Origin of the sequence: Streptomyces sp. MA5143a, from assembly GCF_900290235.1 — a bacterium.
In the GTDB taxonomy this organism is placed as follows: Bacteria; Actinomycetota; Actinomycetes; order Streptomycetales; family Streptomycetaceae; genus Streptomyces.
The window spans coordinates 43617-65083 of record NZ_OLMK01000096.1 but is presented as its reverse complement, the minus strand read 5'-3'; the positions used below and the strand labels follow the sequence as shown (position 1 = coordinate 65083).

General features: G+C 72.6%; 22 protein-coding genes. 14 read left to right on the top strand and 8 right to left on the bottom strand.

The annotated features are described in order from the left end of the window. The first annotated feature begins 36 nt into the window (after window positions 1–36). Genes SMA5143A_RS34315 through lxmJ form a run of 5 tightly spaced genes read left to right on the top strand, consistent with a single transcriptional unit; the run spans window position 37 to window position 5465 of the window. Window positions 37–1083, top strand: a complete 1047-nt coding sequence (locus tag SMA5143A_RS34315; RefSeq protein WP_107466731.1) for a T3SS effector HopA1 family protein — start codon at window positions 37–39, stop codon at window positions 1081–1083. After that, a complete protein-coding gene (locus SMA5143A_RS34310) occupies window positions 1080–1925 on the top strand; it encodes a class I SAM-dependent methyltransferase (protein WP_258193889.1) in 846 nt (281 codons plus the stop codon). Before SMA5143A_RS34315 ends, SMA5143A_RS34310 begins: the two co-directional genes overlap by 4 nt. Beyond that, entirely contained in the window at window positions 1922–3199 is a 1278-nt protein-coding gene (locus SMA5143A_RS34305) for a M16 family metallopeptidase (protein ID WP_181362139.1), read from the top strand. The genes SMA5143A_RS34310 and SMA5143A_RS34305 overlap by 4 nt, the downstream gene beginning before the upstream one ends. After that, complete coding sequence (locus SMA5143A_RS34300; protein ID WP_107466729.1) at window positions 3196–4425, top strand: M16 family metallopeptidase; 1230 nt, start codon at window positions 3196–3198, stop codon at window positions 4423–4425. Before SMA5143A_RS34305 ends, SMA5143A_RS34300 begins: the two co-directional genes overlap by 4 nt. A gap of 8 nt (window positions 4426–4433) precedes the next feature. After that, a complete protein-coding gene (gene lxmJ, locus SMA5143A_RS34295) occupies window positions 4434–5465 on the top strand; it encodes a F420-dependent peptide dehydroalanine reductase LxmJ (protein ID WP_107466728.1) in 1032 nt (343 codons plus the stop codon). On the opposite strand, the gene SMA5143A_RS34290 is transcribed toward lxmJ, so the two are convergent. Both SMA5143A_RS34290 and SMA5143A_RS34285 read right to left on the bottom strand, forming a co-directional pair. Continuing rightward, window positions 5443–6030, bottom strand: coding sequence for a PA14 domain-containing protein (locus SMA5143A_RS34290; protein WP_308812060.1), 588 nt, complete (start codon window positions 6028–6030; stop codon window positions 5443–5445). The genes lxmJ and SMA5143A_RS34290 overlap by 23 nt on opposite strands. 325 nt (window positions 6031–6355) lie before the next feature. Further along, entirely contained in the window at window positions 6356–6706 is a 351-nt protein-coding gene (locus SMA5143A_RS34285) for a winged helix-turn-helix transcriptional regulator (protein ID WP_107466726.1), read from the bottom strand. Window positions 6707–6926: 220 nt separating this feature from the next. On the opposite strand from SMA5143A_RS34285, the gene SMA5143A_RS34280 reads away from it, so the two are divergent. The 4 genes from SMA5143A_RS34280 to SMA5143A_RS34265 all read left to right on the top strand — a co-directional run bounded on the left by SMA5143A_RS34280 (window position 6927) and on the right by SMA5143A_RS34265 (window position 10943). Further along, the gene (locus SMA5143A_RS34280) at window positions 6927–8564 is read left to right on the top strand and encodes an IS200/IS605 family element transposase accessory protein TnpB (RefSeq protein ID WP_107466725.1); all 1638 of its coding nucleotides are present in this window, start codon (window positions 6927–6929) and stop codon (window positions 8562–8564) included. Window positions 8565–8622: 58 nt separating this feature from the next. After that, entirely contained in the window at window positions 8623–9504 is an 882-nt protein-coding gene (locus tag SMA5143A_RS34275) for an NAD(P)-dependent oxidoreductase (protein ID WP_107466788.1), read from the top strand. 178 nt (window positions 9505–9682) lie between these two features. Beyond that, window positions 9683–10330: a Uma2 family endonuclease gene (locus SMA5143A_RS34270; RefSeq protein WP_258193888.1), complete on the top strand. Its 648-nt coding sequence runs from the start codon at window positions 9683–9685 to the stop codon at window positions 10328–10330. Between the two features lie 106 nt (window positions 10331–10436). Continuing rightward, entirely contained in the window at window positions 10437–10943 is a 507-nt protein-coding gene (locus SMA5143A_RS34265) for a hypothetical protein (protein WP_107466723.1), read from the top strand. 157 nt (window positions 10944–11100) lie between these two features. Here the strand turns inward: SMA5143A_RS34265 and SMA5143A_RS43200 are convergent, their stop codons facing one another. Beyond that, window positions 11101–11253, bottom strand: coding sequence for a hypothetical protein (locus SMA5143A_RS43200; protein ID WP_181362138.1), 153 nt, complete (start codon window positions 11251–11253; stop codon window positions 11101–11103). 361 nt (window positions 11254–11614) lie between these two features. On the opposite strand from SMA5143A_RS43200, the gene SMA5143A_RS34260 reads away from it, so the two are divergent. The 3 genes from SMA5143A_RS34260 (at window position 11615) to SMA5143A_RS34250 (ending at window position 14233) form a co-directional block, all read left to right on the top strand. Further along, window positions 11615–12766, top strand: coding sequence for a sugar ABC transporter substrate-binding protein (locus SMA5143A_RS34260; RefSeq protein ID WP_107466722.1), 1152 nt, complete (start codon window positions 11615–11617; stop codon window positions 12764–12766). A gap of 268 nt (window positions 12767–13034) precedes the next feature. Next, on the top strand, window positions 13035–13676 hold the full coding sequence (locus SMA5143A_RS42715; protein WP_146193994.1) for a hypothetical protein: 642 nt from the start codon (window positions 13035–13037) through the stop codon (window positions 13674–13676). Between the two features lie 71 nt (window positions 13677–13747). Further along, window positions 13748–14233: a hypothetical protein gene (locus SMA5143A_RS34250; protein WP_107466720.1), complete on the top strand. Its 486-nt coding sequence runs from the start codon at window positions 13748–13750 to the stop codon at window positions 14231–14233. A gap of 73 nt (window positions 14234–14306) precedes the next feature. Here SMA5143A_RS34250 and SMA5143A_RS34245 read toward each other — a convergent pair whose 3' ends face one another. From SMA5143A_RS34245 to SMA5143A_RS34235, 3 genes are read right to left on the bottom strand one after another with little or no spacing between them, the layout of a single operon-like run. Then, the gene (locus SMA5143A_RS34245) at window positions 14307–15173 is read right to left on the bottom strand and encodes a transglutaminase family protein (protein ID WP_107466787.1); all 867 of its coding nucleotides are present in this window, start codon (window positions 15171–15173) and stop codon (window positions 14307–14309) included. Window positions 15174–15178: 5 nt separating this feature from the next. Further along, on the bottom strand, window positions 15179–16114 hold the full coding sequence (locus SMA5143A_RS34240) for an alpha-E domain-containing protein (protein WP_055538970.1): 936 nt from the start codon (window positions 16112–16114) through the stop codon (window positions 15179–15181). Beyond that, entirely contained in the window at window positions 16111–17652 is a 1542-nt protein-coding gene (locus SMA5143A_RS34235; RefSeq protein ID WP_107466719.1) for a circularly permuted type 2 ATP-grasp protein, read from the bottom strand. The genes SMA5143A_RS34240 and SMA5143A_RS34235 overlap by 4 nt, the downstream gene beginning before the upstream one ends. A gap of 414 nt (window positions 17653–18066) precedes the next feature. Here SMA5143A_RS34235 and SMA5143A_RS34230 point away from each other — a divergent pair, with 414 nt between their 5' ends. Then, a complete protein-coding gene (locus tag SMA5143A_RS34230; protein WP_107466718.1) occupies window positions 18067–19149 on the top strand; it encodes a helix-turn-helix transcriptional regulator in 1083 nt (360 codons plus the stop codon). Here the strand turns inward: SMA5143A_RS34230 and SMA5143A_RS34225 are convergent. Continuing rightward, window positions 19103–20122, bottom strand: a complete 1020-nt coding sequence (locus SMA5143A_RS34225) for a helix-turn-helix transcriptional regulator (RefSeq protein WP_107466717.1) — start codon at window positions 20120–20122, stop codon at window positions 19103–19105. The genes SMA5143A_RS34230 and SMA5143A_RS34225 overlap by 47 nt on opposite strands. A 309-nt stretch (window positions 20123–20431) precedes the next feature. Between SMA5143A_RS34225 and SMA5143A_RS34215 the strand changes: the two genes are divergently transcribed. Continuing rightward, window positions 20432–20767 carry a hypothetical protein gene (locus SMA5143A_RS34215; protein ID WP_107466716.1) on the top strand — a complete coding sequence of 112 codons (336 nt, stop codon included), beginning with the start codon at window positions 20432–20434 and terminating at the stop codon, window positions 20765–20767. A gap of 172 nt (window positions 20768–20939) precedes the next feature. Here SMA5143A_RS34215 and SMA5143A_RS34210 read toward each other — a convergent pair whose 3' ends face one another. Then, the gene (locus tag SMA5143A_RS34210) at window positions 20940–21353 is read right to left on the bottom strand and encodes a pyridoxamine 5'-phosphate oxidase family protein (protein WP_107466715.1); all 414 of its coding nucleotides are present in this window, start codon (window positions 21351–21353) and stop codon (window positions 20940–20942) included. Window positions 21354–21467: the final 114 nt, after the last annotated feature.

The following is a 21467-nucleotide window of genomic DNA, read 5'->3' as shown; positions in this document are numbered from 1 at the left end:
CCTGACCCCCGACCACCCGAACGGGAGCCACCACCGATGACCGCTCTCTCCCTCCTGGACACCCCGGTGCCGGGCGCCTCCCCCGACGCCCGGCACCCGGGGCTCGCGCCCCGGCTCCGTGCCGCGCTGGACGGCGTCGGTGTGGCGCCCGGTGCGCGCGAGGCCGCCGTCGCCGGGCGTACCGTCACCGCCGACAGCCCCCGTGACCTGCGGGGCCGCCTCACCAACGCCCTGTACGAGGAACTGCACGCCGGCCGCGACCGGGGCGGCCCGGCCGCCGAGGGCCCGCCACCCCGCCGTACGCTCCGCGACCCCGCCCTGGAGGCCCGGCTCGCGGCGGCCGTACCGCACACCACCACCCCCACCCGGGGCCGGCTCGTCGAGGTGCTCCACCGGCCCGACGGCGACCAGCTCGTCGTACGCCTCCCCGAGGTCACCACCCGCGTCCCGGCCGAGCGGCTGCTGACCCCGGCGGCCCCGCCCGCACCCGGTGACCTGGTCGAACTCGCCCTGGAGGCCGCGCGCCCCGCGCTCTCCCCCGGCTTCTTCTACGTCATGGGCTCACGCCCCCTGCCCCGCCCCGCCGGCCCCGTACGCCGTCTCTTCCTGCACGCGCGGGACGCGGACGCGGCGGTCGTCCTGTGGGGCACGGCGCTCGGCGCGCTGGAGGCGGCGGGCGCGCTGTACCACGCGAAGGTCCTCTCCGACCCGCAGGACCACCCGCGCCGGGACTCCGTCGTCGTCTACCTGCACGGCGACCACCGCCCCGGCGAACGCGCGGTCGCCACCGCCGTCGCCCCTCACGCGGGCACCCTCACCGGCGACGGCACGTCCGTCTTCACCGAGGAACTGGCGCCCGGCGTCGCCGCCGCCTGGGACCCCGAGGACCCGCGCCCCGGCCAGGACGGCATGAGCTTCGGCCAGCACCGCGCCTTCGCCCTCGCCAGCGGACTCATCGCCCACGCGCTGTCCGACGGCGACGACAGCCGCGAGGCGCACGTCGTCCGGGCCTTCCACGAGGCGGGCATCGACCCGCTGCACCCCCAGAACAACCTCGACACCCGCTTGGGAGGCGGACGATGACGACCAGCCTGGCAACCGAAGAGACCCCGGCGACCGTCCCGGCCGACGCCGCCGTGGACGCCGACACCGTCGCCGTCGAGCCCGGTGCCGGGCTCGGCACCGCCCTGACCACCGCGTACAGCGACGCGCTCGCCGAGGTCTACGACGAGATCTACCCGGCCACCCCCGACCTGGAGGACATCGCCGACTTCCTCCTCACCCTCACCGCGCCCGGCGCGAGCGTCCTCGAACTGGGCGTCGGCACCGGCCGGGTCGCCCTGCCGCTCGCCGACAAGGGCTTCCGGGTGCACGGCGTCGACTCCTCCGAGGGCATGCTGGCCCGGCTGGCGCACAAGGACCCCGAGGGCCGGATCACCCCCGTCCACGCCGACTTCGCCACCCTCGACCTGGGCCGCGCCTTCGACGTCGTCCTCGCGCCCTTCAACTCCCTGTGCTGCGCGGTCGCCCCGGACGAGCAGATCGCCCTGATGCACGCGGTCGCCCGGCACACGGCGCCCGACGGGCACGTGGTCATCGAGACGTTCGACCCCAGCGACTACCACGTACAGAAGAAGAACGAGATCAGCACGTACCCGATCGACGGGCGCGGCGCGATGATCGAGTCCATCGGCGTGCTGCCCGCCTCGCAGAACATGATGATCCACAACACGCTGTTCCTCGACGGCGAGGCCCCCAGGTCGGCGACGACGGTGATGCGTTACCTGTGGCCGAGCGAGCTCGACCTCCTCGCCGGCATCGCCCGTCTGGAACTCTCCGCCCGCTACTCCGGCTGGCGCGAGCAGCCCTTCGACGGCGGTGACAGCCGGAAGATGTGCGTCTCCGTGTACCGGCCCCTGCGGTGAGCCTCCGCCTGGTCACCGAACAGACCCCCGGCCGCGGCCTCGTGGCGGTCGCCGTCGCCGTGGCGGCGGGCGGCGACGACGACCCGCCGGGGCGCCACGGGACGGCGCACCTGGTGGAGCACCTGATGTTCCCCCGCGGCGAGGGACATGAGGCAGAGGGGTTCGTCGCTCTCGTGCAGGAGGCCGGCGGGACGTGCAACGCCGAGACCCATCGCGACCACACCGTCCTCCACACCGTCGTCCCGGCCGACGCCCTGCCCGACGTCCTGGCCCTGGAGGCCCGGCGCCTCCTGCGCTTCCGGCCCGGACCGGCCACCGTGCGCTCCGAGACGGCCGTCATCGCCGAGGAGATCCGCGCGGCGGGGGCCGGTGCCCGCCTCTGGGACACGGTCCTGGCCGCCCTCCACCCGGGCGCCCGGCACGCCTACGGCACGACGGCCGAGCTGACCGGGGTGACGGCGGAGGAGGCCGAGTCCTTCTTCCGGGCGCACTACCGGCCCGAACGGGCGGTGCTGTCGGTCGTGGGCGACGTGGACGCGGAGCGGGTGGCGGCGCTGGTGGAGCGGGAGTTCGGGGCATGGGCCCCGGGGCTGCCGACCGCCGGGGCGCCCACCACTCTTCCGGCCGCCGCCCCCGGCGCGCTCCACTCCACCGCCCCTCAGCCGACCGCCCCCCGCGTCCCCTCCGGGCACGTCACCTCCCCGCACCGGCCCACCCTCGGCGCGGCCGTCCCCTACGCCCGTGACGGGGTGGCGGTCGGGCACGCGCTGGCCGATCCGCGGGGCGACTTCCGGCTGTACGTCGCCCAGGTCGTCCTCTGCGAACTGCTCCGCCGGGGCCGTCTGCCCCACCTCGTGGCCACCGCGCCGGAGGTGGACGCGGCGACCGTGCGGTGCGGCTACCAGGGCCAGTGGCTGGCCTCCGCCGCTCCCGACCTCGCGCTCGTGCTGCTCGGCCGGGTACCGGGGGCCGGTACGGAGGAGGCCGTCGGGCGGTGGCTGGAGGCGCTCGGCGAGCTGGCCGCCACCCCGCCGGGGGAGACGGAACTGCGGCGGGCGGCCCGCGTGTTGCGCGCCGGATGCCACCGGCAGTCCGACTCCCTCCCGGCCCGCGCCGTCACCCACGCCCGCGCCGCCCTGCTCCTCCCGCACGCCACCCCGGACGCGCTCCCGGCGCACCTCGCCGCCGTCACCCCGGCCGACGTGTCGACCGCCGCACGGGCCCTGCTGACCGCCCACAGAACCGTTCACCCCCTGGAAGGAGCCGCCGCATGAGGACGGCCGAGACCTTCCGCACGGTCCTCCCCAACGGCCTGGACACCGTCCTCGTGACCGTGCCGGGCGCCCCGCTCGCCGAGATCCGGCTCGTGCTGCCGTACGCCCGGACCGAACCCGGACTCGCCGCCGCCCAGGAACTGCTCGCCGCGCACCTCGGGACGGCGACGACGACCCGTGACCGGCAGGCCGTGGCGGACCGGGCCGCCGATCTCGGCGGGGAGTTCAGCACGGTGGTGACCGCCGAGCAACTGGTGCTGTCGGCGAGTGTGCTGGCGGAGGGGCTGCGGGAGGCGCTCGAACTCCTCGCGGACCTGGTGCTGCGCCCCGCCCTCCCGGAGACGGTCGCGCGGGACGGCCACCGGGGGCCGACGCCTCCGGCTTCCCACCCGGCGGGCCCCCGTACGACACTCCGCCGCGCCCAGCTGCGCCACGCCTTCGGCGCGCCGCACCCGCTGGTCGACGACACCCCGGACGGGACTGCCGCCCTGGACGTCCGCGCGCTCCACCGCCGGGCCGTGGTCCCGCAGGGTGCCGTGCTGCTGGTGATGAGCGGGGAGGCGCCCGAGCGTGTACGGGCCGCCGTGGAGGCCGAGTTGGGGGAGTGGACCGGCCCCGGACCGTCGGGTCTCGTCCTGCCGCCCTTCCCGCGCGCCGAACCCACCCCCGGACGCCTCGCCCTGCACGCCCCGGACGCCGACCAGGCGTCGCTCCTGACCGCCGGCCCCGCGATCCCGGCGCCCGAGCCGGGGCACACCGCGCTCCATCTCGCCCAGGTCGTCCTCGGCGGTCACGCCACCTCCCGGCTGACCCGGCGGCTGCGGGAACGCCAGGGTCTGGCGTACGCGGTCGACGCGAGCATCCGGCAGAACGGGGCGGGCTGCTGGCTGGAGATCGACTGCGTCGGCGCCCCCGGTACGGGCGACCGGATCGCCGACGAGGTCACCGCCTGCCTCGCGGAGCTGGCCGAGGGCGGCCCGACCCCGGAGGAGGTGCGGCGGGCCCGCCGTTACGCGGCCGGGTTCACCCGGTTCGCGCTGGCCACACGTGCGGAGGAGGCGAGCGCCCTGGCCGGCTTCGTGGCGGGCGGGCTGCCCGTGGACTGGCTGACCACCTACCCGGACGCCCTCGCCGAGGTGACCGACGCCCATGTCAGCGAGGCCGCTGCCCACTACCTCGACCCGTCCCGCACCCTCGTGGCCACCCTCGACCACCGCCCTTCATGAGGACCCCGATGACCACCACGGAACCCAGGCCGACCACCACGGAACCCCGGCCGACCGGCGCGAACGCCGACGGGGCGGCGCGCGACCTGCCCGCCGTCCTCTACCCCCTCCAGCCCGACCACCCCGAACTCGTCGCCCCGTTCGCCGCGTCCGTGGCCCGTACCGGGGCGCGGCGCCTGTGGCTCTGTCAGTCCTTCCGTGCCGAACCCCACCAGGTGCTGGCCCATCTGGCCGGGATGGGGCACACCGTGCCCGTGGGCACCGCGGTGACGCTGCTGCCGCTGCGGCACCCGTACGAGGCGGCGCTCCAGGCCCGTTCGCTGGCGCTGCTCACCGGGCAGCCGGTGGTGGCCGGGTACGGCATCGGCACGCCCGACTTCGCGAAGGGCCTCGCGCCGGAGCCGTACCGCAGCCCCCGTACGGCGGTCGGCGACTACGTCCGCTCCGTACGCGCCCTGCTGGACGGCGAGAGCGTGGCGTACGACGGCCCGTACCACCGGCTGCACGCCGAGCTGCCGCCGGTCGGGCCGCACGCGCCGGTGGAGGTGGGGGCCGGGGTACTCCGGCCCGGCATGGCACGCACGGCGGGCGCGACGGCGGACGTGGCGATCACCTGGATGACCCCGCCGGCGTACGTACGGGACGTGCTCGCCCCCCAACTGGACGCGGGCGCCGCCGAGTCGGGACGTGCCGGGCGGCCCCGGATCGCGACGGCCGTGCACGTCGCCGTCGCCCGGCCGGGCCGCGACCCGCGCCGTCTGGCCCGGGTCGCCGCGGGCGCGCACCTGGGCGCCCCGCACTACGCGGACATGCTCCGCCGCGCCGGCGTGGACACCGGCGGCCCGGACCCCGCCGCCGAACTGCTCCGCGCCGACGTCGTCGTCACCGGCACACCGGAGGAGATCGCCGCCGGGCTGGCCCGCTACCGGGCCGCCGGTGTCGACGAGATCCTCCTCAACCCCACCGCCGTGCTCCTCACGGAGGGCGTGCACGCGGCGGTGGACGACATGGAGGCGATCATCGCGGCGACGGCGGGATGACGGTCCCCGTACCGGACAGCGGTACCGCCGTGAACGCGACCTCGGCGGCGCCGCTCCGGTTGACGTAGTCGACGCGCAGGGTGTGCCGTCCGGGCGGGACGGTGACGTCGACGCTCTTCGAGACCGGCGTCGGGCCGTACGTCGGGACCGGCGCCGGGACCGGCGCCGGGACCGCCGTCGCGCCCGGAGACAGCACCGCCGCCGCGCCCGGCGTCGGGACGTCGCCGCGGACATCACCTCGGAGGTCGATCCGCAGCCGGCCGTCGACGTACACGCGGACGCCGCCGTCCCGCCCCGAGGCGATGAGGGTGAAGGGACCGCCGGAGCCGAAGTCCCGTGTCGCGCTCCACCGCACACCGAAACGGTCGTCCGGCAGCCCCGGCGCGGGCGCGTCCATGCCCCAGTCCTGGGCGATCGCGCTGTCGCAGTCCGTCGCCAACGGCGTACCCGAGAACGACGTGTTCGCGAACATCTGCCGTTTGAACACGGACGGGGCACAGGTCACGGCCGCCTCGGCGGTCAGCGCATACACCCCGCCCATCGCGGCGGCGATGACCGTCGCCACGGCGGTGGCCCCCACCCGCCGCCGTCGACGCCCACGGCGCCACCGACGCCCCGTCCTCCCGGACGCGGAACGAGAACCCTCGGACATCACTCGCAGCCCTTTCGGCCCACCGACACGGAACGAATGACCTTCGGCGTGGGGGTGCTGGGGCGCTACAGCGCAGGTGGGGCTGCTGGGACACCGGAGCGCGTAGCGGCGAGGATAGGGGATGCCTTTCGGGGTGGGAACGGGCGGCCGCATACCGAGACCGGCCGAGGTCGGCCGAAGTCGGAAGCCAGCCGAAGGCGGCCCAGGCGGCCGGAGACGGCGGGGGCGGGGGCGGGGGTCAGGTCGTGCGGGCCGGGGCCGGCTGTTCGCGTCCCCAGGCGGCCAGTGGCTGGAGCGCGTCGTTGAGGCGGATGCCGGACTCGGTCAGCGAGTACTCGACGCGGGGCGGGACCTCGTCGTAGGAGACACGGCGCACGACGCCGTCGGCCTCCATCTCCCGCAGATGCGAGGCCAGCACCTTCTCGGTGATCCCGGGGAGCAGTCGGCGCAGTTCGCCGAAGCGGCGGCAGGGCTGCTCGTGGAGCGCCCAGAGGATGAGCACCTTCCACTTGCCGCCGATCACCTCCATCGCGGTGTCGATGCCGCAGACGTGTCCGTCCGGTGTGCCCGGCCGGTTCAGCGTCGTCATGCCCCACCCTTCCGACGTGCTCGCTCACCGCGGGGTTGTGAGCTGCTCGGGTTAACTGCGAACAAGCATGTTCTGCCGCGTATCAGTGAGTGTCCGGGCTGCTTCCCGTGTGGCCTCATGGGGGTGAACGGAGGTTCCTCGGTCGAATGTGTGACCTTCGTCCGTGTGGGTCGTTGAGGAGCGTGGTGAGGGTTCGACGGGCACGGAGAGCGGGGCGGGGATGGGCGGGCTGCGGAAGTTGGCGGCGCCGTTCGTCGCGCTCGGCCCGTCCGGTGTGGCCATCCGTGACCGGCTCAAGCACCTGACGGCGGAGGACGAGCAGGTTCTCCGTCTCGTCGGCGATCACCTGGGCACTCTCGCCTCCCGGGACCTCAGGGCCCTGTGTGCGGTGGGGCTGGACCATGACGCCGAGGGGTGGGCCGCGCGTAAGCGGGCTGTGACGGCGGTGTCGTCCTCCCGTTGGGCCGGCAGCATCACGAAGGCCACGCATGATCAGTGGGCGCTGGCCCGGCGGAGTCAGCTCGCACACATCCAGCAGCTGGAAGCGGGGGTGCGCGTGCTCGCGCACCGGTTGTCGCTTCCGGTGGGCGAGAAGGGCGGCAAGCATGCTCCGGGCGGTTATGCGAGCAGGCGGGAGTGGCATGCCAAGTCCCGCCGTCTGCCAGTGCTCACCGACCGGCTCCAAGCCCTCCGGGCGGACTGGCAGGCCGGGCGGGTAGGTGTGGTGCGTGGTGGGAAGCGGCTGCTGAACACCCGCCACCACCTGGAGGCCGCCCGGCTCACCGAGGAGCAGTGGCGCACCCGCTGGCAGGCGGAGCGGCGCTTCCTGAAGGCCGACGGCGAGTCCGGCAAACGGTTCGGCAACGAGACCATCCGCGTCACCCCCGACGGCGAGGTCTCCCTCAAACTCCCCGCCCCGCTGGCGTATCTGGCGAACGCCCCGCACGGCCGGTACGTGCTCACCTCCCGCGTGAGGTTCGCGTACCGGGGTGAGCAGTGGGCCGACCGCGTCCACGCGAACCGGGCTGTGGCCTACCGCATCCACGAGGACCCCGCCCGCGGCCGCTGGTACCTCACCGCCTCCTGGACCAACCCTGCCGTGCAGAGCGTGCCGCTGGCCGCAGTCCGCGCGGGCGGTCTGGTGGGGGTGGACACCAACGCCGACCACCTGGCCGCCTGGCGCCTGGACACCCACGGCAACCCCCTCGGCGCACCCAGGCGGTTCGCCTACGACCTCACCGGCAGCGCCGCCCACCGCGACGCCCAGATCCGGCACGCCCTGATCCGCCTGCTGCACTGGGCCCGCCGCCATCACCTCGCCCTCGCCGTCGAGGACCTCGACTTCACCGGCGAGACGACCCGCGAGAAACACGGACGCCGCAAGCGGTTCCGCAGGCTGGTCTCCGGCATGCCCGTGGCCAGGCTGCGGGCCCGGCTGGTGTCGATGGCCGCCGAACTCGGCATCCCCGTCGTCGCCGTCGACCCCGCCTACACCAGCCGCTGGGGCGCCCAGCACTGGCAACAACCCCTCACCACCGCGAGCAGGAAGACCACCCGCCACGACGCGGCAGCCGTGGCGATCGGCAGACGCGCCCTGGGACACCCGGTCCGGCGACGGACGGCACCGCCCCCACACGACCGGAGTGATCGTGCGGGGCATCGGACCGCCCAGGCCCCACCGGCCATCCCGGGGCGTGAGGGACCCCGCCCCCGCGTTCCCGGACCACGGACACGATCCGTGCCGCCCGGACGCGGAGCGAACGCGGGCGACCAGGACACCCAACACCGTTCGGGGCGTCCGGCTGAGCACCAGTCCTGGCAACAGGACACGCTCCCGCTCAGTATCCAGGAACGGTAACCACCCACCGCGAAGTGCGTACTTGATCGATTCCGGAGCTGTGACCAGCCTGTTCGGCATGACACAGCACCCTGTTGAGAAGACGCCCGTCACGCTGCTGGGGCTCGGTGCGATGGGCACCGCGCTGGCCCGTGCCTGGCTCGCCGCAGGCCACCCGCTCACCGTCTGGAACCGTACCCCGGCCCGTGCCGCGGCACTCGCCGCCGAGGGCGCGACGGTCGCGGACGACGCCGCCGAGGCGGTCCGGGCCAACTCCTTGATCATCGCCTGCTTGTTGGACGACGCGTCGGTCGCCGAGGTGCTGGCCGGTACCGACCTGACCGGCCGGGACCTGGTCAACCTGACCACCAGCACCCCCGAACAGGCCCGCGCCCGCGCCGTATGGGCCGACGGGCGCGGCGCCCGCTACCTGGACGGCGGGATCATGGCCGTCCCCCCGATGATCGGCGTCCCGCAGGCCGGCGGCTACGTCCTGTACAGCGGCTCGCAGGACCTGTTCGAGCAGCACCGGGAGACCCTGGCCGTCCCGGCGGGCACCACGTACGTCGGCGGGGACGCGGGTTTCGCCGCCCTGTACGACGTGGCGCTGCTCAGCGCCATGTACGGCATGTTCGCGGGCACCGCGCACGCCTTCGCCCTGATCCGTCGGGAGGACATCGACCCCACCGGGTTCGCCCCGCTGCTCGCCGACTGGCTCACCGCGATGGCCCCGTCGGTGCACCAGACCGCCGACCAGCTGCGCAGCGGCGACTACACCAGGAACGTCGTCTCCGACCTGGCCATGCAGGTGGCCGGCACGCCGACGTTCCTGGAGACGGCGCGACAGCAGGGCGTCAGCCCCGAACTGCTCAGCCCCTACTTCGAGCTGATGCACCGCCGCCTGACCGAGGCCGGCGGCAAGGAGGACCTGACGGGAGTGATCGACCTGCTGCTGCGCTGACCGGCGTGGAACACCGCGGGTGGTCGGGGCCGGTCACCGAATCCGCGCCTCGTGGCTGCGTCACCAGTTCGAGTGAACTGAAGGTGTATCCGCAGATGAGGCCAGGTGGCCGCCTAGCGTGTCGACGTTGCTTGTGCCTCAAGCACGTCAAGCCCACACTTGAGGAGGAGGTGCCGTCTTGACCGCTCTTGCACAGGAGAGGCCCGAGATCATGTCTGAGGCCGGGGCTGAATCCGTGAACGAACCCCACCTCGACGAGGTCTTGTGGCAGGCGTGGAAGGGCATGGATCTCCCCGAGGGCTACCGCGCTGAGATCATCGAGGGAGCCATCGAGGTGTCGCCCACCGCCCGCCGCTCGCACGGTCTGATCGCCAACCGTGTGCGCAGGGCTCTGGACAGATTCCTGGACGGCGGCGAGTACGCCTGCCACCAGGATGTGAATGTGATCCACGAGCGCAAGGTCTGGGTGCCGGACGCCTTTGTCGCTCCGGAGGACACCGAGTCGTGTCGCGACGAAGAAGACATGGGGGTCAGGGCCGACTGCGTCCAACTCATCGTCGAGGTGGTCTCGCCCGGCACGCGGAACCGGGACCGCGACCGGGTCAGGAAGCGCCGTGAGTACGCGCGTGCCGGCATCCCCGTGTACGTCGTCATCGACGACCACGACGGCGAGGGGGCGGTCACCCTCTTCACCGGGCCTCGCCCCGACAAGGCGGACTGGGAGGACATCCACCGGGTGCCCTACGGCACCGAGGTCGTCATTCCCGAGGGCCCGGCCAAGGGGTTCGCCGTGACGGAGGCCGTCACCGGTCGGCTCCGGACCTGACGCTCCACCCGGCAAGTTGCCCACTGGTCGCCTCCGACTGAACCATCAGGCTCCAGGTGGTGTCTCACCAGGCGATACGTGTAGGGCGTTGCTGGGGAGGCAACTCATGGCCATGGTCGGGCTGTTCTGGATCGCCGAGGACGGCGGGGTGTATGTGGGGGCGGAGCCCGAGGGGGCCGGGCGGGGGCTGCGGCTGACGCGGGACGGCGTCGTGGGGCTCGGCGTGGACCAGGGTGGCGAGTGGCGGTGGGCGGACCTGCGGTCGGTCGCCCTGCGGTACGTGCGGATCCGGTCCGCCGGGCGACTGGTGGTCACCGCCGCCGTCGACCTCGCGCTCAGCGCCGTGGCCGGCGGCGGTGGCAGCCCGGGGGCCTTCGAGGTGCACCTGGAGACGGCCGACGGGACCACCGTCGAACTGGAGGCGTACATGGCGTCCGCCGTCGGCGGCTACGTCGAGTCCGAGTACGACCTCTCCATCGCCCTCCTCAACCGCCTCGTCGACGGCACGGCGGACCTCGCCCCCCTGGAGGACTGGGGCCGCGCATACGCCGCCGAGGGCACCCCGCGACGCGAGGAGCGCGAAGCGCTGCTCCGAAAGTGGACCGACGGCTGAGCCCCCGAGCCCCCGACCCCGGGGGCTCGGCCCATGCCCAGGTCCCGGGGGCCTCGGCCCAGCACCTGGCCCGGCCTTGACTAAGGCCCCCTGGCCCCGGCACCTGGCCCCGGTGACCCCCACCGTGACGCATAGTGACCGTTGAGTCAGGTCGTCGTCAGAGGTGCGGTGGGCCGGCGATCTTCGGGTGCCGGGTCGGCGTCGCGGTCGGGGTGAGTGACGTCCGCCACCCGTCGATGCCCGCGCCGGTGTCCGAGGGGCGGTGTGGCGGGTGGTCGTACGTGGTGATCGTCCCGTTCTTCTCCGACATGTCCGTGTCCGCCCGGCGGCCCGCGTCCGGGCCGGCGTCGTGAGTCCGGTCACCCTCTCTGACCTGCCCACTCCTCGGACCTCTGCCCCGGCGGTCACCCTCGCGGACCCCCGTGACACGTCAACGGGCACCGGGCCGCGCGCCGTTCGGCCCGTGCCGTTTCCCGCGCCGCCCCGCGCCCCGCGGGCCGTGAAGGGCGCACGACGCAGCACGAGCCCCTTGCTTTACCCTCTTCACACCGAGACCACACAACGCTGTTGTCATCTCGTTAAGTGATTACTCCTTGACGCTGCGGTGATCAGCGCGTTGGCTTTCAGCCACCTGGGTCTCAGTGCCGACCCACGCCCGGAAGGCCCTTGATGTGAACGCCCGTAAGACCAGCACGACCGGCACCAGCCGTATACGTCGTACCGCCCTGCACCGCACCGCCACCGCCCTCGCGGCGTCCGCCGCGGCCGTCTCCCTCGCCGCCTGCGGGGTCGTGGACGTCGGCAGCAGCGCGGAGGCGAGCCCCACGAAGGGCGACGACATCACGGTGGGCGTTCTCTTCCCTGACAAGGAGACCAAGCGCTACGAGCAGTTCGACCTCCCGATCATGAAGAAGAAGATCGGCGAACTGACCGACAACAAGGCGACGGTCCAGTACGCCAACGCGGACAAGGACCCGGAGACCCAGATCGAGCAGCTCGAGCGGATGGTGACCGACAAGGTCGACATCATCGTGGTCGACGCCGTGGACTCCAAGAGCATCGCGAGCGCCGTCGAGACCGCCGACAAGGCCGGCATCCCGGTCATCGCCTACGACCGGCTCGCCCAGGGCCCGATCGACGGCTACGTCTCCTTCGACAACGAGCTGGTCGGCCAGGTGCAGGGCCGCTCCCTGGTGGAGAAGCTCGGCGACAGCGCCGCCAACAAGATCGTCATGATGAACGGGTCGACCACCGACCCCAACGCCGCCATGTTCAAGGAGGGCGCCCTCTCCGAACTCGGCGACAAGGTGACGATCTCCGAGACGTACGACACCAAGGACTGGGACCCGGTCGTCGCGAAGGCGAACATGGAGGAGGCCGTCGCCAAGCTCGGCGCCGGCAACATCGACGCCGTCTACGCCGCCAACGACGGCATCGCGGGTGCCGTCATCGGCGTCCTGAAGGCCTCCGGCGTCTCCAAGGTGCCGCCGGTCACCGGGCAGGACGCCGACCTGGACGCGGTGCAGCGGATCGTCGCGGGCGACCAGTACATGACCGTGTACAAGTCGTTCCCGCTGGAGGCGAACGCCGCCGCCGAGATGGCCGTCGCCAAGGTCCAGGGCCGCTCCATCGAGTTCGACGCCCTCGCCAAGGACAGCGTCGACTCCCCGACCACCAAGAAGATCCCCGCCCAGCTGGTTCCGCCGGTCGCGCTGACCAAGAAGAACATCGCGGACACGGTCATCGCCGACGGCATCTACACCGTCAAGCAGATCTGCACGGCGGAGTACAGGGCCGACTGCGACGCGCTCAAGCTGAACTAACACCGAGCGACGACAACGACGTCAGCGGCGACAACGACGTCACGACGTCAGCCACGACAACGACGTCAGCGGCGGCGGGCGGCCGGACGCGGCCCCCGCCGCCGTCCTGCGTAGATCCTGTGCAGTCCCCGCGCCAAGATCACGCCATGGTCTAGGGTTTCGGCCTGTCATGTCGTGATCACGGGGGACGACTGTCGGGATGCTGCACCACAACGGGGACCCGGCGGAGCGCTGCGCGCGCACCGCCGCCGGGGGACCAACACACTCAATGGGCCCCAAGGCCCGCTCCAGGCGACGCACAGCGGCAGCCCGGTCGGCGCCCCTCCCCACCGCGTCTCTCCCCACCGCGTCTCTCTCCACCGCGCCCTCCTCCCCCGCGTCCCTCGCCCCACCCCTCGCGCTGGCGCTCTCCCCCGCCCTCCTGACCGCCTGCACGGCGGTCGACGGCGGTGAACCGGACGGCGGCGGCAAGAAGCCCGCGCCCAGCGACCGCCCCACCGCCACCACCGCCACCCCCGCCCCCGCCTACGACGGCCCCCGTCTCCCGGGCTTCGCCGCGAAGCCCGCGTGGAGCCTGGCCACCGGCCGCACCGCTCCCGGTGTGCTGGACCTGACGTTCACCGGTACGACGGTGTGGCGGCTGCCCGACGGCAAGCGGCTGTGGACGCAGGAGGAGGGGGCGGACGAGACCCCGCTGGACCCGGTGCGGTTCACCCGGGACGGCTCGGTCCTCTACGGGTACGCCACCGCCGCGGACGGCACGGAGCACGGTCTGGCCGTCGACCCCCGCACCCGCGAGGTCCTCGCCGAGGACCTCCCCGTCGACCACGTCCCCGCGGTCGACGAGGCCACGGGCTACGGCCACCTCTCCACCACCGACGGCTTCCACGCCTTCGCACCGGCCGGCTGACACGGCCGCCCGGCCCCCTGACACCCCCCAGTTCAGCCCCACCTACCTGAGGAATTCCCTTGCGTACCCGAATGTCTGCCTCCGCCTGCGCCCTTCTGCTCGCCCTCACCGTCACCGCCTGCGGCGACGACGGGGTCGAGCTGCCGATGGCCGGTGACACGGAGGCGGTCGCCACCTACGTCGACAAGAACGTCGGCTGCCAGGACACCGACTACTACACGTCGTCCGATCTGGCGGAGATCCGCGCCGAGTTCAGCGACGCCATCGACGGCGGCGGCGACTGCGACGTCGACGACGACACCGACATCGACTTCCTGCACGTCACCGACATGACCGAGTTCCAGAAGGACCTGGCCGCGTCCGACGAGTCCGACGACAACGGCCTCATGATCGGGATGAACTTCGTCCTCGACGTCGACCGAGACGAACACGCCCGGGCCCTGCTCGACGCCGGTCTCCTCTACATCGACTGCGAGCCGGGCCTGGAGATCCCCGACACGTACACCCGCGTCGAGGCGGAGGCGGGCTGCGTGCTGACGAACTACGAGCGCGAGTGACGAGCGGGAGGGACGAGAGCGGGTGACGAGCGGGAGGGACGAGAGCGGGTGCCCGTCCCGCCGCCCGTCCCGCTCACGCCACCCGCGTGAACTCGATCGTCACCTCCGGCGGGCCCCCGGGCACCCCCCGGTAGATGCCCTTGTGCGGGGTGACGTCGTCGTAGTCCCGGCCGCGCCCGACGACGACATGGGACTCGTCGGCGCGGACCCGGTTCGTGGGGTCGTAGCCGGCCCAGTCGCCCGCCCAGTACTCGATCCAGGCGTGGCTCTGCCCCGCGACGGGCCGGTACAGCTCCGCCTCGCGCTCGGGGTGGAGATAGCCGGAGACATAGCGGGCGGGCATCCCGAGGCCGCGCAGCATGCCCAGGGTGAGATGGGCGATGTCCTGGCAGACACCGGCCCGCTGGTCCCACGCCTCCGCCGCGCTGGTGTGCACACCGGTGGCGCCCGGCACGTACGCCACATGGTCGGCGACCATCGCCGACACGGCGACCGCCGTCTCGTGCACGTCCAGCCCGGCGGCCGCCTCCCGCGCCCGCTCGACCAGCTCCGCCGGGAGCGTGGTGCGGCGGGTCGCGGTCAGGTACTCCAGCAGCCGGGAGTCGGCGGTCACCCGGTGGACCTCCGCCCAGGCCGGCGCGTCCGCGAGCGGCTCCGGCGGCGCCGTCTCCACCAGGCTGGACGCGGTGATCGTCAGGTCGCCGTGCGGGTCCATCAGGTCGAAACCGGTGACCTGGGTGCCCCAGTAGTCCCAGTACGACCAGGTCGGCGTCGACGGGTTGACCAGCACCCGCGCGTCCAGGGTGGTCTGGCCCGGCAGGGTCAGCGGGGTCATCCGCACCTCGTTGTGCGACGACGACGCGGGCTGGGCGTACGGGACACGGGTGGTGTGCCGGATGCGCAGGCGCCGGGTGGCGTACGTCGCGGGGGGTGGGGTCATCGCGCTCACGCGCCTTCCTGGGCCCACTCGACGGGCCCCTGGTACGGGAAGAACTTCTCGGCCACCGCCTCCGCCGAGGCCATGCAGGCCCGCTGGAGGTCCCGCAGCAGCGTCGGCAGCCCGGCCTCCAGGGACGCGGAGTCCAGGTACTCCAGATGGGTGCGCAGCGCGCCGATCGGCCGGCGGGCCGGGTCCTGGCGCGGGCGGCCGAGCGCGGCGAGGCACTCCTCGGCCGTGGTCAGCGCGTGCAGCGCCGAGCGCGGGAAGTCCCGGTCGAGGAGCAGGAACTCGGCGACCTTGGGGCTGTCGCCGAAGCCGCCGTGCAGGCGCGCGTACGCCTCGTCGGCGCCGCTCGCGCTCAGCAGGGTCGGCCAGTCGGGCGCGTGCGCCGCGTCCAGGACCCGTACCGACAGCAGCCGCACGGTCATGTCGACCCGCTCCAGGCTGCGGCCGAGGACCACGAACCGCCAGCTGTCGTCCCGGCTCATCGTGGAGTCCGCGAGCCCGAAGAACAGGGCCGCGCGCCTGCGGACCAGCTCCAGATAGGCGTACGGGCCGCCGGTGCGGCGGGCGGCCGTGCGCTGGTCGGCGAGGGCGTGCCAGGTGGAGTTGAGGCACTCCCACATCTCGGAGGAGACGGCCTCGCGGGCACTGCGGGCGTTCAGCCGGGCGGCGCCGAGCGCCCCTTCGATGCTGCCGGTGGAGTGCGCGTCGAAGGCCAGCCGGTCCAGGACCTGCCGCATGTCGCAGTGCTGGTCCGGAGCGTCGACGCCGAGGATCGCGTACAGCGAGCGGCAGGCGGCGTCCTCGTCGCGCCAGGGGTCCTCCAGGAGGCGGTGGAGGTAGGCGTCGAGGATGCGGCCGGTGGCGTCGGCGCGTTCCACGTAGCGGCCCGTCCAGGTCAGGGCCTCGGCTATCCGGGAGAGGATCACGTCGTTCACTGCTGCTGCGCCCCTTCCTGCACGACCGTGCGGGTGCCGTCGGGTCCGAGCTGACGCGGTGCCTTCTCCAGCGGGCCGCTCTCCTCCTCGTGCCGCTGCTCGGCGGGGCCCTCGGCGAGGACCCAGGTGTCCTTGGAGCCGCCGCCCTGGCTGGAGTTGACGATGAGGTTGCCCTCCTGGAGGGCGACCCGGGTCAGTCCGCCGGGCAGCACCCAGACCTCGCTGCCGTCGTTCACGGCGAAGGGGCGCAGGTCGATGTGGCGGGGCGCCATGCGTTCCCCGGCGAGGGTGGGGGACGTGGACAGGGCGACGGGCCGCTGCGCGATCCAGCCGCGCGGATCGGCGAGGACGGCGGCGCGGGTGCGCTCCAGCGTGTCCCGGTCCGCCTTGGGGCCGATGACGATGCCCTGTCCGCCGGCCCCGTCGACCGGTTTGACGACGAGCTGGTCGATCTGGTCGAGCACCGCCTCCAACTGCCCCGGCTCGTCCGGGCGGAACGACTCCACGTTGGGCAGGACCGGTTCCTCACCGAGGTAGTACCGGATCAGGTCGGGCACATACGTGTAGAGCAGCTTGTCGTCGGCGATGCCGTTGCCTACGGCGTTGGCGAGCGTCACGTTGCCCGCCATCGCGGCGCCCATGACGCCGGGGCAGCCGATCACCGAGTCGGGCCGGAAGTGGAGCGGATCGAGGAAGTCGTCGTCGAGCCGCCGGTATACGACATGGACGGGCATCTCCCCGCGCGTGGTCCGCATCCACACCCGGTTCCCCCGGCACACCAGGTCGTGTCCCTCGACCAGCTGGACGCCCATCAGCCGGGCCAGCAGCGCGTGTTCGAAGTAGGCGGCGTTGTTGGGGCCGGGCGTGAGCACGACGACGCGAGGGTCCCCGATGCCGCCGGGCGCGGCGGCCCGTAGCGCGGCGAGCAGTTTCTGCGCGTAGCCGTCGACGGGCAGGACGTGCTGTTCGGCGAAGAGGGAGGGGAAGACGCGGGTCATCGCCCGCCGGTTCTCGATGACGTACGACACCCCGGACGGCACCCGGACGTTGTCCTCCAGCACCCGGAAGGCGCCCGCCTCGTCGCGGACGAGGTCGATGCCGGCGACATGGATGCGGACCCCGCCGGGCGGCTCCACGCCGTGCGCGGACCGATGGAAGTGCGGGGAGTTGAGGAGCAGCCGCCAGGGCACGACCCCGTCCTCGAAGGCGCGGCACGGCCCGTAGGCGTCGGCGAGGTACGCCTCCAACGCCCGGACGCGCTGGGCGACTCCGCGCTGGATGAGATCCCACTCCAGGGCGTCCAGGATCCTCGGCACGAGATCGAGCGGCCAGGGTCTCTCCTCGCCCGCGAAGGCGTAGGTGACGCCCCGGTCCGTGAACGCGCGGGCCATCTGGTCCGCCCTGAACCTCAGTTCGGCCGGTTCGATGGGCTGGAGCGCGGCCAGCACCGGCTCGTAGGCGGCCCTGACCTCACCCGGCCGCTCGAACATCTCGTCCCACGCGTCGGCCAACGCGTACGCGTCAAATATGTCCGCCATGGCCCGACGGTAAGTGCGCTCCGTAACAAGCTGATCACCGTCTTGTTTCCGCCATCTTGCGGGAACGATCGCGACCAGCGGAAACGGAGGGTTTGAAGTACGTCCGCGCGGGGGAGTCGCTCCGCGCGAACCACCCGCGGCCGACCCGCGCGCCCGGCCGCGCGGCACCGGCACGGGCGGCCGCCGGGCGGACCGCACCCCCGGCCGCGCCCCGTCCCGGTCTTCACGGACCCTCCATGCGACCTCCAGGCATCGTTTCTTCAGCTTGTTGCAGGGCGTAATACCTGAGGGGTGGACAAGAGGGGACAGAGAGGGGCGCTTCGGGGCAGGGGGACGGTGTCGTCGTGTTGCGGAGGCGGTGCGGGCCGCGCATAGTTGCGCTGCGAACAGGCTGGAACCGGGGGTGAGTTGGTCATGGCCGGGTATGCGACGGACGGGCATCCCCACGGTGCCGACCGGCTCTGCGAGGCCGGGGACCGGGTGTACGCGCGAGCGGTACGGCGGGGTCGTCTCCCGCGCGAGGACGCGGAGACCGTGCCCTGTCTGGTCGAACTGGCCCTGCTGCACCCCGACCCCGACGACATGGGCTGGCTGGTGCCCACCTCTCCGCAGGAGGTCATGACCCGGCTGCTGCGCGGCGTCCACGCCGAGGTCAGCGCCAGCCAGGCCCGGGTGGGCGCGGCCGTCGAGGCCGTCGAGTGGTACGCGGGCCTCAGCGCCGTACGGCCCGGTCAGCCGGCGGAGGGCACGGCGATCCGCGTGCTTGACGGGCTGTCCCGGATCCGGGCGGCGATCGACGAGGCCACCGACCGCTGCACCACCGAGGTGATGACCGTGCAGCCCGGCGGCATCCGGCGGGAGGACGAGCTGCGCGAGGGACTGCACCGGGCGCTCGCCATGTGCCGGCGGGGCGTACGGATGCGGGACCTGTACACGCATGTGGCCCGGCACGGGCAGGGCCTGCACAACTACATGGAGATGATGGGCGAGGCGGCGGAGGCCCGCACCCTCGACGAGGTCGTGGAACGCCTCATGGTCTTCGACCGCACCGTGGCCTTCATCCCCGCCAACACCGACCGCACCATGGCCCTGGAGATCCGGCACCCCGCGCTGGTGGAGTACCTGGTCACCGTCTTCGAACGGCTCTGGCGCCTCGGCATCCCGCTGACCGCGCCGCTGCCGTCCTCCGGCGTCGCGGGCATCACCCACCGGGAGCGGTCCATCGCCGCGCTCCTCGCGGAGGGCCACCAGGACGCGGTCGTCGCCGAACGCCTCGGCATAAGCGTCCGGACCTGCCGCGCCCACATCGCCCGGCTCTCCGAGACCCTGGGTGCCGCGAGCCGCACCCAACTCGGCGTCCGCATCGCCCAGGTGGGGCTGGACGGCCCGCAACGGCCGGCCACGGAGACCGGGGACGACCTGCTGTCCCTGCCCGCCCCGTCCGCCCGGCCTAGGGCAGCGGCTGTTCCTGCTCCAGAATCCCCGACTGCGCGATGAGATACCCGAGCTGAGCCCGGCTGCCGCTGCCGAGCGCCGTGGCCAGCTTGGCGATGTGTGCCCGGCAGGTCCGCACGTTCATCCCGAGCCGCCGCGCGATGGCCTCGTCGACGTGGCCCTCGACGAGGAGTTTCGCGATGGAGTGCTGGATCTCGCTGATCCCGTCGGGGGCGGTCTCGTAGGGGGCGCCTGCGGTGAGGGGGACGGCCCGGCCCCACATGAACTCGAAGACCTTGACGAGGTAGCGCACGAGTCCCGGGTGCCTGAGCTCCAGGGCGACCTGCTGGTCGTCGCGGGTGGGGATGAAGGCGACGGTGTCGTCGCAGATGATGAGCCGCTCCACCAGTTCGTCGATGGTGCGGTACTCCACCTTGCCGTTGGACAGCTGGGCCACGTAGGCCAGTTTCTCGGGGTTGTAGCGGGCGGTGTGCTGGTACAGCGTGCGGATGCGCACACCGCGTTCGATCAACGGCCTGTCCCGCTCCAGGCCCTGGAGAAGGTTGCGCTCGGAGATGCGGTTGCTCGGCTGGACCGTGAGCACCTCGGTCCGGCACTCGGCGGTCGCCAGGTTCAGCGCCGCCTGGATGCGTTCGCCGCCCTCCAGCACGGTGATGGCGTGCGTGGGCGTCGTCGCCTGGGCGGTGAGGGTCATGAACGGTTCGAAGACGTCGGCGAGTTCGATCGACCGCCTCCGCTGCTCGGCGATCTCCCGTTCGATCGGGTTGAGCCGCTGGGCCAGGGCGACCGAAGGGGGAACCGGGCGGAGCCAGTTCGCGTCATCGGGGTCGGGGTGTAGGAGGGCGAACTCCATGAGGCAGGGGGCGGGTTCCACGTCCTCACGGGCGAGGCGTCCGGTCCGCAGCGCGTGCGCATAGAGACGAGCTCCGTCTTCGCACAGATCAGCCACCGTATGGGGATGTACCGCCTTGGCCCGATTTTTACTCAAATCTCCACCCCCCAGGGTCCTGAACATGCAGGAACATGATGCATCGATTATGTGGCCATGACGTGCCCGAATGAGCCATCGTCGTATGCGACGGGGGAAGAGGGGACCTTCAAGTGAGGACGAAGCCGACTATGCGTAAGAGAATGCTTCGCTCGGTGCTTGTCGCCGCCTTCTCCACCGTTATCGCCTTCGGAGCCCTGGGTGGCCTCTCCGAGACGAAGCGTGACACTCGCGCGGACACCAGTTGGCCGGCGGTGGCGGAGTCGACGACGCTGGCGCGAGCCTTGGACACCAGTTGGCCGGTGCCCCCGGCCGGTGGCGGTGCGAGGGCCTGACATGACGACTCCACCCGACGACCGATCCTTCCGCCGAGAAATGGCTACCGCCTACCGATCCGGTTGGCACTTCATCGACCTGGCCACCGCCATCCCCCACAGCGGTGACTCGTTGATGGTGACCGTGTTCGGTGAGCCGGTGGTGGTGACCCGGGACGAGGACGAGGACATCCGGGCGTACCGATGTCTGCGGCGACCGCGCGGCGCGCCGCAGCCCGTACGGTGCGCCGTCCGATACGGGATGATCTTCGTCAATCTCGACCAGCGCGACCATCAGCTCACCGAACCGGAGACCCCGGCCACCACGGCCGTATCAGCCACCCCCCGCAGTGCCTGAAGCGATTCCCCCGTCGTTTCAAATCGCTCAGGCGCTTCCCCCCAGCAGCGGCGTCACCGTGACCTGAACACGGTGACGCCGCTGCAGGTTTCCGGGGATATTTCGGGATCCCCACCGCTATCGCCCGTGGGCCGTCGTGGCTGAAAATGATCAGCCGTGGCCGGGTCGGTGGTCAGCCCCGCCCGAGCGCCGCCGTCAGCTCGATCTCGATGACCACCCGGTCCGGGTTCGGGCCCGGCATCCTGCCGTACCGCTCCGCGTACCGCCGCACCGCGTCCGCGATCCGCTCCGGCTCCGTGGACACCCGTGCGCGCCCCTCCAGCGTGGCCCAGCGCCCGCCGTCCACCTGGCACACCGCGACCGCGGCCCCGTCCGGGCCCGCCGCCCGGACGTGCCGCACCTTCCTGCTCGACTTGTTGGTGATCACCCGAGCCAGACCCGCCTCCGGGTCGTATGTCACCCCGACGGGCACCACATGCGGGGTGCCGTCCGGGCGGAGGGTCGTCAGGGTGCACAGGTGCCGCTCCCGCCAGAAGGCGAGGTACGTCTCGTCGGGGGCACCCGGGTCCAGGGAGTAGGAGGCCATGAAACGCAACCTATCGGTTCACCTCCCGCCCACCGCCTTGAGTGGAATAGACTCAACTTTGTGTACGTTGCTCAAGTCAGCGTGGATGAGGGCTGACACAAGGAGGAGAACGCG